13 protein-coding genes are annotated in these 14,270 nt (G+C 42.9%); 1 reads left to right on the top strand and 12 read right to left on the bottom strand.

What is annotated here, in order from left to right; genetic code table 11:
- Positions 1 to 93: 93 nt before the first annotated feature.
- The 8 genes from AC2SLO_RS05875 to ppnP all read right to left on the bottom strand — a co-directional run bounded on the left by AC2SLO_RS05875 (position 94) and on the right by ppnP (position 9,695).
- Positions 94 to 1,206, bottom strand: a complete 1,113-nt coding sequence (locus tag AC2SLO_RS05875) for an extracellular solute-binding protein (RefSeq protein ID WP_486540829.1) — start codon at positions 1,204 to 1,206, stop codon at positions 94 to 96.
- Between the two features lie 267 nt (positions 1,207 to 1,473).
- Entirely contained in the window at positions 1,474 to 2,619 is a 1,146-nt protein-coding gene (locus AC2SLO_RS05870) for a substrate-binding domain-containing protein (RefSeq protein WP_486540831.1), read from the bottom strand.
- Positions 2,620 to 2,728: 109 nt separating this feature from the next.
- Positions 2,729 to 3,457 carry a 16S rRNA (uracil(1498)-N(3))-methyltransferase gene (locus tag AC2SLO_RS05865; protein ID WP_486540833.1) on the bottom strand — a complete coding sequence of 243 codons (729 nt, stop codon included), beginning with the start codon at positions 3,455 to 3,457 and terminating at the stop codon, positions 2,729 to 2,731.
- Between the two features lie 42 nt (positions 3,458 to 3,499).
- Positions 3,500 to 5,080, bottom strand: coding sequence for a 3-deoxy-D-manno-octulosonic acid transferase (locus AC2SLO_RS05860; RefSeq protein WP_486540835.1), 1,581 nt, complete (start codon positions 5,078 to 5,080; stop codon positions 3,500 to 3,502).
- A gap of 157 nt (positions 5,081 to 5,237) precedes the next feature.
- Complete coding sequence (locus tag AC2SLO_RS05855) at positions 5,238 to 6,989, bottom strand: phospholipase D-like domain-containing protein (RefSeq protein ID WP_486540947.1); 1,752 nt, start codon at positions 6,987 to 6,989, stop codon at positions 5,238 to 5,240.
- A 95-nt stretch (positions 6,990 to 7,084) separates the two neighbouring features.
- Positions 7,085 to 8,188 (bottom strand): DNA topoisomerase IB, encoded by a 1,104-nt coding sequence (locus AC2SLO_RS05850; protein ID WP_486540837.1) that lies wholly within the window; start codon positions 8,186 to 8,188, stop codon positions 7,085 to 7,087.
- Positions 8,189 to 8,447: 259 nt separating this feature from the next.
- The gene (locus AC2SLO_RS05845) at positions 8,448 to 9,224 is read right to left on the bottom strand and encodes an SDR family NAD(P)-dependent oxidoreductase (protein ID WP_486540839.1); all 777 of its coding nucleotides are present in this window, start codon (positions 9,222 to 9,224) and stop codon (positions 8,448 to 8,450) included.
- A 186-nt stretch (positions 9,225 to 9,410) separates the two neighbouring features.
- A complete protein-coding gene (ppnP, locus tag AC2SLO_RS05840) occupies positions 9,411 to 9,695 on the bottom strand; it encodes a pyrimidine/purine nucleoside phosphorylase (protein ID WP_486540841.1) in 285 nt (94 codons plus the stop codon).
- A gap of 121 nt (positions 9,696 to 9,816) precedes the next feature.
- Here ppnP and AC2SLO_RS05835 point away from each other — a divergent pair, with 121 nt between their 5' ends.
- The gene (locus AC2SLO_RS05835; RefSeq protein ID WP_486540843.1) at positions 9,817 to 10,311 is read left to right on the top strand and encodes an arsenate reductase ArsC; all 495 of its coding nucleotides are present in this window, start codon (positions 9,817 to 9,819) and stop codon (positions 10,309 to 10,311) included.
- Between the two features lie 22 nt (positions 10,312 to 10,333).
- On the opposite strand, the gene AC2SLO_RS05830 is transcribed toward AC2SLO_RS05835, so the two are convergent.
- The 4 genes from AC2SLO_RS05830 to AC2SLO_RS05815 all read right to left on the bottom strand — a co-directional run bounded on the left by AC2SLO_RS05830 (position 10,334) and on the right by AC2SLO_RS05815 (position 14,230).
- Positions 10,334 to 12,199, bottom strand: coding sequence for an ABC transporter ATP-binding protein (locus AC2SLO_RS05830; protein WP_486540845.1), 1,866 nt, complete (start codon positions 12,197 to 12,199; stop codon positions 10,334 to 10,336).
- Positions 12,200 to 12,376: 177 nt separating this feature from the next.
- Positions 12,377 to 12,547 carry a hypothetical protein gene (locus AC2SLO_RS05825; RefSeq protein ID WP_486540847.1) on the bottom strand — a complete coding sequence of 57 codons (171 nt, stop codon included), beginning with the start codon at positions 12,545 to 12,547 and terminating at the stop codon, positions 12,377 to 12,379.
- The gene (locus tag AC2SLO_RS05820) at positions 12,519 to 13,778 is read right to left on the bottom strand and encodes a YARHG domain-containing protein (protein ID WP_486540849.1); all 1,260 of its coding nucleotides are present in this window, start codon (positions 13,776 to 13,778) and stop codon (positions 12,519 to 12,521) included. The genes AC2SLO_RS05825 and AC2SLO_RS05820 overlap by 29 nt, the downstream gene beginning before the upstream one ends.
- 197 nt (positions 13,779 to 13,975) lie before the next feature.
- Positions 13,976 to 14,230 (bottom strand): hypothetical protein, encoded by a 255-nt coding sequence (locus tag AC2SLO_RS05815; protein WP_486540851.1) that lies wholly within the window; start codon positions 14,228 to 14,230, stop codon positions 13,976 to 13,978.
- Positions 14,231 to 14,270 lie beyond the last annotated feature (40 nt).

Genomic DNA, 14,270 nt, shown 5'->3' with positions numbered 1-14,270 from the left:
CTAAGAGCGGCGATAAATACATTAACCTAGCACCGCTCTTATTACTCATAATATGGTCTTGTATATGGTACAGGACATATGGAAGGTACGCGCTTATTCGTAACCAACACGGTCCATTAACTGTACCGCTTCACCTTGACGCTGACCGAAGATACTAACATTGATATTGTCTTGAGTGAATGGACCCCATGAACGTAGCATCTCTGACTCGTCAATACCCTCTTTTACAGGGAACTCTTTATCACCACTGGCATATTCGCCTTGCGCTTTGTCTGATGACAACCATTCGATAAGCTTACGAGCGCCGTCAACGTTGTCTGCATTTTTAACGATACCTGCGCCAGATACGTTAACATGTGTGCCAGTCGCATCCGCGCCGTCACCTTGGTTAGCCCAGAATAATTTTACTGGGAATTCAGGGTTTTTATCCAAAATACGGCCATAGTAATAGCTGTTAGCGATACCCACTTCACACTGACCAGAAGCGATGGCTTCAAGTAATTTAGTATCATTACTAAATACTGGCGCCGCAAGGTTATCAACCCAACCTTTTACAATCTCTTCTGTTTTGGCTTCACCATAATGCTCAATCATACTGGCAACCAGCGACTGATTGTATACCTTCTTCGAGGTACGTAAACAAAGCTTACCTTTCCATTTCGGATCAGCAAGGTCAGCATAGGTTGATAAGTCGCTTGGCTGTACTTTTGACGGATCATAGAAAATAGTGCGTGCACGAAGTGATAAACCTGTCCATAAATCGTCCGCAGAGCGATATTTTTCAGGAACGTTGGTGTTAACCACCTCAGAATTTAGCGGCTGTAATAAACCCTGCTCGCCTGCCTGCCATAGGTTACCGGCATCTACAGTTAACAGGATATCAGCAGGTGTATTAGTGCTTTCTGCCTCTAAACGCGCCATTAATGGGCCAGTTTTATCAGTAACCAATTCAACAGGAATACCTGTCTCAGCGGTAAAATCCTCTAATAATGGCTGGATAAGCTGCTCGTTACGTGATGAATAAACCGTTACGGCATCGCCTGAAGCCGCTTGTGCTTCTGTAGTATCTGTCTTTTCAACATTCGTTGTTTCTGTTTCTGCTGCATTATTACAGCCCGCCAATGCCAAAGCACTGATAACAGCTGCACCAATAAGCGAACTTTTGCTGGTTACTGACTTGGTTGTTTCTTGTTTTGCGATACCCATAAGGCCCTCATTACGCTATAAATGATCTAATTTATACAATTAGCTTATTATTAGCGTCGTTATTAAATAGATTGTCATAAATATGACCGTTAAAGTGGCTGTTGAATCAATGCCATCATCGCAGATAACGATGTTTTTATCTTTATTGTTAATCGAACAATAACCGGCATCTTAATACAAATAATAACAATTATCAATAGCAAATAGTATTGCCTCAATCAATCAGTATATAAACACTCTTTATTACTTAATAAGGCTAGCAAATAACTACTCTTCTACACGCTCAACCGTACCTTCTTCTTTGGTAGTCTCGACAATAGGCTTAGGCTCTAATGGCTCAACTCTACGTCTATTTGCAATAATATCAGATAGCAGCGTTGCATCTGGCTCAAACTCAGTCCACTCAGGGCGCAGCACCTGCACATTAATATTAGGGTCTTTAATATCAATCACAGGGAAAGTATGCGTATTAAACGCCAGTGTCGCCTGCCCTTTATCACTGACTAGCCATTCCATAAATCGTAGCGCCTGCCCAACCTGTTCGCCTTCATCGGTCAGACCGGCACTAATGACATTGGTCATCGCACCGCGGTTGATTTGATTGGCCCACATCAGTCGAATCGAGGTTTGTGGATTATTGATAGCATAATCCCAAAACATATCGCTATCGACAATACCTACGTCGCAATGACCTTGCTCAATACGTGACAGTACTTCTAAATTACTACCTGAAGGACTACCCATATTGCGCTGCCAGTTGCCCAATATCTCGGGCGTAAGCTTGGTACCGCGATAACGCCACATCATCTTGGCAATGGCTTGGTTCTCAGGGGTAAAGATATCCGTCATGCACAGTCGACCTAGCCACTTTTGACCACCGACACTAGCATAATTAATCAGCTCAGGCTCATTCACCTTATTCTTGTTAAATACCAAAGTTCGTGCATATTTACCAAGGCCATACCAATAGCCTTGCGGATCTTGATATTGATCGGGGACCGCATTAATCAACACCTCAGACCCAACTGGCTGCAGCTTATGCGCATGACTGGCATTGGCCAAGGTATACGCGCTGTGCATCAATAACATGTCAATCTCAGGCGATAAATCAATATCCTGACTCAATTGCAGCGCATCGGCATCTTCAATCTTGAACACATCAGCACTCATCGGCACCCATTCAATCTCCGCCCCTTCCTCTTCATAGTAGGCGGCACTAATACGTTTTAACTGCTCTATATCCAAATCCGTACCCACTTGTACCTTCTCTTGTATAGATACAGATTCGGCAGTTTGATTGTCTCTATTCTCACCCTCTGATTTAGCTGTATTATCACTACAGCCTACCAGTAGCACACTGGCAATCAGTACCGGTGATAAGGCTTTTTTGAGTTGGGTAAAGCGATACGACATGATTTGAACCTGTTGGCTAATGCGGCAAGGTGATTAACCGATAACGGATTAAGCACTAAAACAAAGGAAATGAAAAAAATGAGTGATAAATTAAAACAACGGCTGATAATTAAAAATAGCGACCACATAAAGCATTGACGGCCGCTTCGGTACGCAAAATACGGCTACCCAAGCTGACACTGTGACAGCCATTGACTTTCAATAGCTCGACCTCGTAATCAATCCAGCCACCCTCAGCACCAATACATAATATTTGTGGCCGGCCTACCTTTTGCTCAAAGTCTTTTAGCGGCATGTCAGCATAGGGGTGCGCGGCAGCGGCAAGTTGTTGCTGCGTTAATACTGCAAGCTCATCTTCAACAAAAGGCTTAAAACGTTTTTTAAGCTCAATAATTGGCGGCACTGTATCCACCCCTTGCTGTAGCCCCTCTTGTACAAATTCATCCAGACGCTTTAGCATGGGGCTTTGCCAGTAGCTTTTGTCAGTACGATAGCTATTTAGCAGAATAATATGGCGCACACCGATGGCAGTCATATCCATGATTAAGCGGCGCAATACTTTGGGTCTCGGCAAGGCCAAAACAACCGTTAAGTCAAGCTTAGCAGGCGGCGGTGTTTCACAGCGTATTTCTTCAAGGATAATAGACGCATCGCTTGTATCAGGCGTACTGATATCCTTGATAACTGCCGTGCCTATATTACCTGATAGCAGCCCCACCTTTAGGCTATCGCCCACTGTCAATCCCAAAACTTGCTGAATATGCGCCACTTGTGCCGGACTATCAATCTTAAAGGTCGGGCTTTGTGCGGCCGATTTAGGCAATAGTAAAATATTCATACTCGCCTAGTCTCTCTTTATGGCTTTAATCGTTTTATGGCTTTAGATATCCGTACGAGCACGCACCTTAAAGTGCTCCAAATCAATCTGCTCAATCTCTAATGAGGCATCCACTTTTGGCTCTTTATGCTCAGTCAATAGTGCCTCAATCATATCTAGCTGATGAGTCATGGCATCGCTTTTTTGAGTGACTAGCTCCTTTGCCTTTTGACCAGCCTGCTTTGCTTGATCGCTATGTGTTAGCCAATACTGCAGAGTATGCAGCAAGCTAGCGGTAGACTTATCATCCGCTGTCTTACGTTTTTTATTGGTCTCACTCGCCTCTACCACTTCAAGTGCGCCTTGTTGATGTAGCACTTCAACCAACTCATGGCAAGACTGTGTATAAGGTCCCATGATAATCGGCTTGGCCAGACTGGCCGCTTCAATTGGGTTATGACCCCCAATATTCACCAGTGATCCGCCGACAAAAGCCACATCTGCAATGGCATAACAGGCATTTAGCTCACCCATGGTGTCTGCAAGATATACCTGCGTATCAGCGTCAATTTTCTCATTATTGCTACGTCTATAAAAATTAAGCCCTATTGCTTCAATCGCTTCTGCAACTTCATCAAAGCGTTCCGGATGGCGCGGCACTAAGATAAGTAGCGCATTGGCCATACCTGCCTGCTTTAATAACTGCTGATGCGCCTGCAATACTTGCGCCTCCTCCCCTTCATGGGTACTGCCTGCAACCCAAATCGGGCGTTCAAGCGCTTGTGCTGAATGAGCGAAACGGTCGACTAAGACAGATCGTTCAGACGCTGTTTGCGTCTGGGTGTTGGCGTTACCTGTTGACCACTTTAACGAGTCAGCACGGCGTATCTTAGGCACTGGTGTGCTAAGGCGGCGAAAGCGCTTCGCAGAATCAGCATCTTGCGCAATAATCATGGTGATATTTTGCATCATGCTGGTGCTAACACGCTCGTATTTTGCATAACTTTCAAATGATTTCTGCGACAGACGTGCGTTTACCAATACCGATGGAATGCCCGAGCGACACAGCTCAGCCAAAATATTTGCCCAAAGCTCCGTCTCAACAAACATCGCCAAATCAGGATTAACATGGTCAATAAACTTCTTTACCACCGCTTTGTCATCAACGGGCACAAAGGTATGTACCATTTGGCGTGATTCTAATGCCTCTTTGAACAGCACTTCGGTACGCGCAAAACCCGTCTGCGTGGTATTGGTAATCCAAATCTTTGTCCCCTGTTCAAGCATCACCTTCAACATCGGCGCAATGGTATTGGTCTCACCCAATGAAACTGCATGGCACCAGATAGTGGCATTGTTCATGATATCGCAGCGATTACCCGAAATTTTATCACTCGCTAATATTGGCACATCAGGATACTGATGGCCAAAGCGTGCCGCTATCTCTTCTTTATAATCCGCGGTCTCTATGCCTGATTTTTTGGCCTTTTTATGACGACGCCACAAGGTGATTCGATATAGCGGCTTTAGTAATTTGATTAAAAACTGATAATACCAAGGCGGCGTCAGGGCATTAGAGGTCTTGGTGACATTAGACAGTAAGGCGTAGGTGGATTCGGATTCGTTGATGGCTTGATCTGGCATGGGTAGGGATAACCTAATGTCACGTTAATAAGATGAAACTCAAAAGAGCTCATATTTTACCCCATTCTAGAGGCTTAAAATAGTTTCTCTACCGGTTTATAGCATAATTAGCAACGTATTCGAGCAGATATGAGATTTGAATGATGATAATTGTCAGTTAAAGCAACGGACTAAATAGGCGAATACCCGAATCAAATAAGGATTTATAGCTGGGGCGCTGACGCCATTTTTCTAAATCCAATCGCTCACACTGAGTGAGATAAGCCTGCTGACATGCCAGCACTTGCGCCACGATTTCTGGGGTATACAGCGCTAGACTAATCTCCATATTGAGATAAAAACTGCGCATATCCATATTAACCGTGCCAAACAGACAATAGTCGTCATCAATAACCACCGTTTTGGCATGCAGCAGACCGCTTTTGAACAAAGCGATATTCACCCCTGCTTCCATCAAAATAGCATAAGACGCCTGTGAGGCATGCTGTACAAAAAAGGAGTCCACTTTTTTGGGTAGAATAATGGTCACCTCAACCCCGCGTTTGGCCGCGGTGGTTAATGCCGCTAATAATGCCTCATCTGGCACAAAATACGGTGTGGTAATCTGAATACGGTGATTGGCACGATGAAACACGGTCAGCAACGTATTATAAATCACGTGTTCGGTAATACGCGGTGCTGAAGGAATAAGCTGCGCCATCACGTTATCGACGACCGGCAAATCCATAATCGGATGCATATAGTCCGCTTCATCGTGATCATAACTGGCAAAAGGCGTATCAATCGGCTCAACCCTATGCCCGTACTCATCATTCATATTAAACGAGGATATTTGCCGCGCTAGATAACTACTGGCTTTGTCATTGACATCATTAATCGCAGGCTTAGGGCGGTACAGCTTACGAGTATACATATTGATGTTGTCTTCAATACGCTGGCCAAGCTCTTTAAGATTGCGCGGGTTTTCTGCACCTATATCCGTCACATTCACCGCAGCAAGTGCCGTTACCACACTGACCATTTTCTCGCTTTGGATACGCATGATAAGGTCAATCCATTCACCTACCGCCTTGTCTTGCTTAAAGAACTGTGGATCAACCAAATTAAAACTGCCGGTATAACCAATATCATCATCAATCACCACAATTTTACGGTGATTACGCAAATCAGTGCGTTTAAACAAGGTTTTGAACAAACCCACTGGCAGCGACTGATGAATCGTCACGCCTGCCTGCGTTAAGCGCTCATGCCAATCGTCCGTAAAGAAGCTAAAGCTGCCCACACTATCGGCTAATATCTGACACTCTACCCCTCTGTCCGCAGCATCGATAAGCGCTTGAAACACTTCTTGTACACGACCCTTAGGATAGATGATATAAAACTCCATCAAAATGATAGTCGACGCATTATTAATATCGTCGATAAGCGTATCAAAGGTGCTATCAGCGGAGGTTAACAGCCGCATCGTATGCTTATCATATACCCCAAAGCCGGTATCAAAGGTACCAATACGGCTGACACCGCGATACGGTTCAGGCAGCATATCATCCACTTTTGCCAACTGGATATCTTCTCGCTTGGCTAAATCGTTTAGCATAGACTGGGCTTGTAAGTTGCGTGATTTGTAGCTTTTTCCCAAATACGGCTCACCCACCAACAGATAGGCAATAATACTGATAAAAGGGATGGCAAATAATAGAACTAGCCAAGCAATAGCAATACCTGTATTCCGCTGCGTGGATAAGATACGTACAATCATAAACAGGGTTAACAGCAGGTGAATGACCACCCCAACCCATGCCCAATCTATAGCCGACACAGATTGCAGCCACGCACTCAGCTGCGCCATGCGCATATTAAAAGCATCGCTAGTATTGGATGCAGCGGCTACAAAGACTAAGGGGGCCATGGTCATTAACATCCAGCTCAGTGACTGATGAAATTGTACATAAAGACTAACAAATTAAGCATCAAAAATAAGACAAATTATCTCTGATGAGTAGCTTACTTGCTTGCGCTTAAAAATGCCAACACTGCTTTTTCATCTAGCGACTGGTGCTGTTTGCTACGGCCACGTCGCCCCTGTTTATATTGCTCTATAAAATTGCCCTTTAAAAATTGCTCAATAATTCTGGGATGAATATAAGACGCACGTGACACACTGGGCGTATTGCCTAAATGTTCTGCCACATCCTTCACCATCTCCACCACCAATTGCTGTCGCAGCTTACTGTCCGGTTCACTTGCCAACACTGCCTCATCAGCATGCTCATATAAGTAAGCGGCAGCGAGTACGGAGGCCATCCAAGTTCTAAAGTCTTTGGCACTGTACTCGTGGCCCGTGTGGGTGCGCAAATATTCATTGATATCTTGGCTTTCCACCACTTGTTTATCGCCGGCTTGATCCATGTATTTAAAAATACGATAACCGGGTAGGTCAGAACAGGCTTGAACAATCTCAATCAGGCGCTCATCTTGCAGTTCAATATGATGCTCTTTAGCGCTTTTACCAACAAAATCAAAGGCCAAGCCTTCTTCTGTTTCACTAATATGACGGCTGCGCAGCGTGCTTAAGCCATAGCTTTTGTTTTGCTTAGCATAACGGTCATTACCAATACGAATCAGCGTTGTCTCTAATAATTTGACCACCGCCGCAAGCACATTGGCACGGCTTAACTCTGGTTCATCAAGGTCATGCTCAATTTGAGCACGCAATTTAGGTAATACCTCACCAAATCCAATCACCGCATCAAACTTTGCCTCATCACGCACTTTATTCCACTGCTCATGATACAAATACTGCTTACGCCCTTTTTCATCACGGCCGGTACACTGTAAATGTCCATCGTCGTACTCACATATCCAAACCTCAGACCACATTGGCGGAATCGCCAACGCATCAAAGCGGCTACGTAACGCCTTATCTTTGACCGTATTACCCAACGAGTCTTTGTAGGTAAAGCCCTTACCCCAACGCCTGCGGGTATAGCCAGGCTGTTCGTCGCTCACATAACGTAAAGATGCCTGCTTTGCTAAGGCCTCATAATCATGACGCAAATCATGTTGCTTAGACTGGGTTAAGCGGCTTGAGGTTTGGGTGGTTGGCATGCGTCGCTCCTAGCGTTGTTATTATTGCTGTTGTTATTTTAATAAGAATCGGTGGTTTAGATTTAATATGTAGATGGCTTCATTCTAAATAGCTTCGGCTTGTTTAAACAGTAGCCGGCATCAGTGAATCTGTTACTCAGTGTAAATAGATGAGTGCCTTTAAAATTTTAAAGCACTTAAACCAAAAAAAGCGACATCCGATTAAGGACACCGCTTTGTCTTTATTGCTTTATCTATAGGCTAATGTTTTACGCGCCTATTAGGTCATACGAATTGCACCATCCAAACGAATGACGTCAGCATTTAAATAGGCATTCTCAATGATATGCGCGGCCAGATTTGCAAATTCTGCAGGCTGCCCCAAACGTTTTGGATAAGGGACGCTAGCTTTGAGCTGCTCCTGCGCTTTTTCAGGTAAACCGGCCATCATAGGTGTCTCAAAGATACCCGGAGCAATGGTCATGACACGAATACCATGACGTGTCAGCTCGCGTGCAAGCGGCAGCATTAGACCAACCACACCCGCTTTTGATGAACCATAACTGCCCTGCCCAACTTGACCATCAAAAGCAGCAATAGAGGCAGTATTGATAATAATGCCTTGATCTTTATTATCCGGACCACCATCAGCAGAGACACGTTTAGCGATACTTGCAGCAACCAAGCGAGCTACATTAAAGCTGCCGACTAAATTTACCTCAATGCCTTTGCTAAATTTATCCAAGTCCGCCGGATTGTTATCACGGTCCAGTAATTTTTGCACAATAGCAATACCGGCACAGTTGATGCTACCTGATAATCCGCCAAACTCCTTTTCTGCTGTATCAACAGCAGCTTGAACTTGCTCACCACTGGTCACGTCACAGCGTACAAAGCGAACGTTATCACCCAATTCACTTGCCAGTGCTTGGCCGGCCTCTTCATTCAAATCAGCGATAACGATATTGGCGCCGCGCTTAAATAACTCGCGCGTGGTTGCCTCGCCCAAACCTGAAGCGCCACCGGTTACGATAAATGTTTGTGATTCTATTTGCATACTATTTCCTTATAAATGAGTGTTAGATAAGCCTTGCTATTAATAGCGTATTTTAAATACAGTTGCAACACAGCCGATAAGCTGATCTGTTTTTATGTCATTGAATAACTTAATAAAAAAGAGATTAGGATTAATTATCTCAATCGCGTCCCAGTAGCCATTAGCCATCGTTATGACGGTTAATTGCTATTTGCCATAAGTACACAGATAAGCGGTTTCAACATCCACTTTTACCTGAAACTTCTGATCCGCTTCAATGGTAAAGCTTTGGCCGGCATCATAGGTAACAAACTCATCTGAGTCTGGCAGCTTAACAGTTAATGCACCGCTAACCACAGTCATGGTTTCAAATTCGCTGGTGGCAAATTCATATTCACCAATTTCCATCACACCGACTGTGGCAGGCTTGGTCGCCGTTTGAAAAGCAATTGAGGTGACTTTATTATCGAAATACTGATTAATGCTTGGCATGCGCCCTCCTTAAATAATGAATGGGTATAAGAGGTTATAGCAGGATTGTAATATGATTGGCAATAGGAATCTATTATACTAGCGCTTATATTTGAATGTTAGATCAATAATGGAGTTGCTTGTGCCTAACACCACCCCTTATACCGTCCTCTTCTTATGCAAAGAAAATGTAGGCCGCAGTCTTATGGCAGAAGCCATGTTAAAGAAATTAGGTCATGGCCGCTTTGAAGTTTATAGTGCCGGTATTAAGCCTTTAGATGAAGCCAACCCTGTTGCCATGCAAATACTTAAAGACAATGGATTTAATACCGAGGGTTTATACCCCAAGCACTATAGCGTCTTTTTAGAAGAAGATGCCCCGCATTTAGACTTTGTCTTTACCTTATGCGCAGACAGTGCTGAAGAAGCCAAACTCAACATCTGGGATGATTTAGCACGTGACACCATCACTGCGCACTGGCACTTCCCTGATCCATCTTTAGAAGCTGCAAACAGCGAATCTGAGCATGAGGAATATACGCGCGTTGAGATGCAACTGGCTCAGCGAATTAAGACCTTTATGATGCTGCCGGATGACAAGTTAAATCAGATTGCCAATCCCGATAACACGCTTTAAAGTGAATAGCGATTTAATTAACCTATTCATCCGTTAAAAAACCACCAGTCTGACGCTCCCACAGGCCAGCATAGACACCCTTTTTCGCAAGCAACTCTTGGTGTGTACCTTGCTCAATAATACGACCTTGATCCATGACTACCAGTCTATCCATCGACGCAATGGTTGAAAGTCTATGCGCAATGGCAATCACTGTTTTATCTTGCATTAAGCTACCCAAACTTTCTTGAATGGCTGCTTCGACTTCACTATCAAGTGCTGAAGTTGCCTCATCTAAGATTAAAATCGGTGCATCTTTTAATAGCACACGCGCAATGGCAATACGCTGACGTTGACCGCCTGATAATTTGACCCCACGCTCACCGACTTGTGCATCAAGCCCTTTGTTACCTTTTAAATCAACCAATGAATCAATAAACTCATCGGCATTGGCTTGTTTAATCGCACGCTGTAGCTCTTCTTCTGTGGCATCAGGCTTACCATATATGATGTTTTCGCGCACGGTGCGGTGCAATAATGACGTATCTTGGGTGACCATAGCAATGTGCTCACGCAAGCTTTCTTGCTCTACTTTGCTGATATCCTGCCCATCGATACATATGCTACCGCCTTGCACATCATAAAATCTGAGTAGCAAATTAACCAAGGTTGATTTGCCTGCACCCGAACGGCCGACTAAGCCAATACGCTCACCCGGTTTGATATGTAAGTTTAAATCATTAAAGATACTTAACGCTTTGTCATCCTCACTATTGCCATCATTAATACCGGCTCTGTGATAGCTAAATCTCACGTTATTGAAGTCAACCTGTGCACCTTGAACCGCTATCGGCTGAGCGCCTTCTTTATCAGTTAGCGTCAATGGTTTAGTCAACAAGCTCATACCATCACGAACCGTACCTAAGCTTTCAAATAAATCGGTTAGCTCAAACATCACCCAACGTGACATGCCGAGTAGTCTTAATGCCATCGATACCGCAACCGCAATCGCGCCAAGACCAACCAAGTCATTAAGCCACAAATAGATACTCAGTGCACTGGTCGCAAAGATAAGAACATAGTTCAAAATGGTCATGGTTATCATCAAGGTTGATAACGTGCCCATTTGCTTATAAACCGTCTGTAAATATGTATCCATACTGTCGCGCGCATATTCCGCCTCGCTTTCGGTATGCGCAAATAGCTTGACTGTATTGATGTTGGTATAGGCATCGACAATACGGCCAGTCATAGTCGAGCGCGCATCAGATTGGGCCTGCGAATACTGACGCACTTTCGGATTAAAGTAGAATTGCAGCGCAGTATAAAGACAAAGCCAAACCAACATCGGCACTAAAAACCAAGTGTTTAAATTGGTCAATACATAGAGCATACTGCCGAAATAAACCAGTACGTATACCATCACCGAGACCGTGATTAAGGTCACTTCACGTACAGCCATACTGCTTTGCATCACCTTGGTCGCTGCTCGCCCTGCAAACTCATCTTGGAAAAATGACATGCCTTGATTGAGTAAATAACGGTGTGAACGCCAACGCACACTCATCGGTAGGTTACCATTCAAGGTACGACTTCTAAGTGATGTACGTAGATAGTTAATTAACGGCATCGCAATCAGAAGCAACGCTGAATAACCCAATAAGGTTGGCATCTCACTTTGCAAAAAGGTCGCTTTGTCATGTTCGCTGAGTAAATCAACCAACTGCCCCATAAAAGCATAAATAGCGATTTCACTCACTGCCGATAGCGCCTCTAAGATGCCCAATGCGAGAAATACCCAACCATAACCTTGGTTATGATAACGAATAAAGCCCCACAAGGTATTTGGCGGGGTTTGGTTATCAATTTTGGGAAATGGATTGACGAGTTTTTCGAAAAATAGACTCATGAGGCTCCTTAGTGACAATACCAAAGTGGGGATACTACCTGAGGAAAGAACTGATTACATAACTTTTTAAATAATAGCCGAATAATACTAATTGCTAATGGGACTAAATCACACTTTTTAAACCGTTAGCTACATTCAAATAACATTTGCAGGGATACGTATCATAAGGGATAGAGCTTATAAAAGCGAACCAACTTCAGTTAAGGGCTCATTAGCATTAAACTCATCCGCACACAAATGCTCAGCAGGAATATCATCTAAATTGCGAATACTTTGTTTATCAGTGTTGGTTAATATTGATAAATATTGGTTTAAGAAGTTATTTTGAGATTGAATCAGTATGTTCATTATTTTCCAATACGATTTTATTTTTATAACTATCTAACTCTTGTATATATTCTCGCTCAAACTTATCTAATTTAGTAAAATCTGCTTTGTAATTTAGGTCTTCAATATACCAAGGTTGACGGTCATAGTATGCTTGCAACTTTGGATTACTAAATACATACCCACGACGGGCAAAAGGATAGTTACGCAATACTTTTAAAGAAAAATCGTCTAGCTTATCTTCTTCTCTAACATGATTTATTGCTAAGTAATTCAATGATAAATCATGAGTATTCGCATTAAAGGGTGGTTGATAGCTTCCTATTTGTGGTGAATACAGATACAACTCACCTTGTGGTTTAAAGTTTTCTTTCTTAAAGACAACGTTACCCTCTCGCATCGCAAACGTGGTGCTAGGTTTGCTTTCGTCAGCATAATAAGAGTTATGAGTAAGACTGGTAGTCGGATACTTGCTCCCTATGCCGTTAATCTGCCAATCATTGCTACTATCAAAGAAACTATTTGGTATGTTAAATTCAATTAAATCACCCATATCAATGGTTAATTCAAACTCGTCAATAACACTATCACCCCAACGATTAATAGCGGTTAATACATAGTCAAAGGCATACCTATTATCCACACTACCCGATGCTTCAAAACGATAACTGTGGTCAATGGTATTTTTTCCCGATTTAAAATTAGCCGAAAAGTGATAAACGTATAACTCATTAATCCATGTTTGCTCAGCATAACGCGCTTCTTGCGTAGATTCTTTTTCTTGTTTAATACGCCCATTTTGGAAATAAAAAGGTGATTTGGCTTTGTTTAAATTTAATGTACGATAGCCCTCTGCATCCATTTCCCAATGTTCATCAGTGTCTACAAGAGCAATATCATACTGTACCGACTGCCCATTTACTTTGGCAGTAAAGCCTTTCATATAGGGGTGCCCACCATTGACTGGCATTGTGTTTGCATCACCAACAGGAGGTAAGGCCTCAAAGCCAACCAGCAACGAGACAGGTTTGCCTTTATTCACCATCTCATAATGTACATCAACCACAATATCCTCACCCTCACGGCGGATATTTAAGATTTCTTTTTTGACATCAATTTGGGTAGTATGCATCGGTACAAGCTGATTACCAGACATATAGTAAGCACCGTCATTAGCTAAGCTGGTAGGTGAACTAATTATTGTAATAACCATACTAATGGCTAATATAGTCTTAAGGACTAGTTTTTGCATTTAATAACCTAACGTCTAAAAAATTAGTTGAATGATGCTAACTTATATTTATCCTTGAGAAGAATGTTATAGAAAATAAATATACACTAGTTTTCGTAACCACATTTTAAAATCATATTTAGCATCATAAAAAGCCCATCCTATTGTCATAGAATGGGCTTTTTATTTGCTTGAATAAATAAACTACATCAAACCATTTAAATTTCAGACAACCAATCCTTTTGACGCAAACTTTGCTTGGTCTCACGCCGTTTTTTCTTATGCACCACTTTAATATTGTCTTTTTCATGAACGCCGCCTTTCTTTAACAGTGGATTAAAAGCAACATGATTACGTGGTTTGGTTGCGTCTTTTAGGACGCCGAGATTCGCTGTATTATTAAGGCTAGCATCACCCTTTTTGGTTTGATTCTCTAACTGCTTAGCCAGTTTTAGAGTTTGTTTTAAGCTCATAGTTTTGTCCTAAATTTCTTAGTTTTATATTTGATTTAAT

The organism is Psychrobacter sp. CX14, assembly GCF_057396205.2.
The sequence above is the reverse complement of the archived record's forward strand: the minus strand, read 5'-3'. Positions and strand labels throughout refer to the sequence as shown.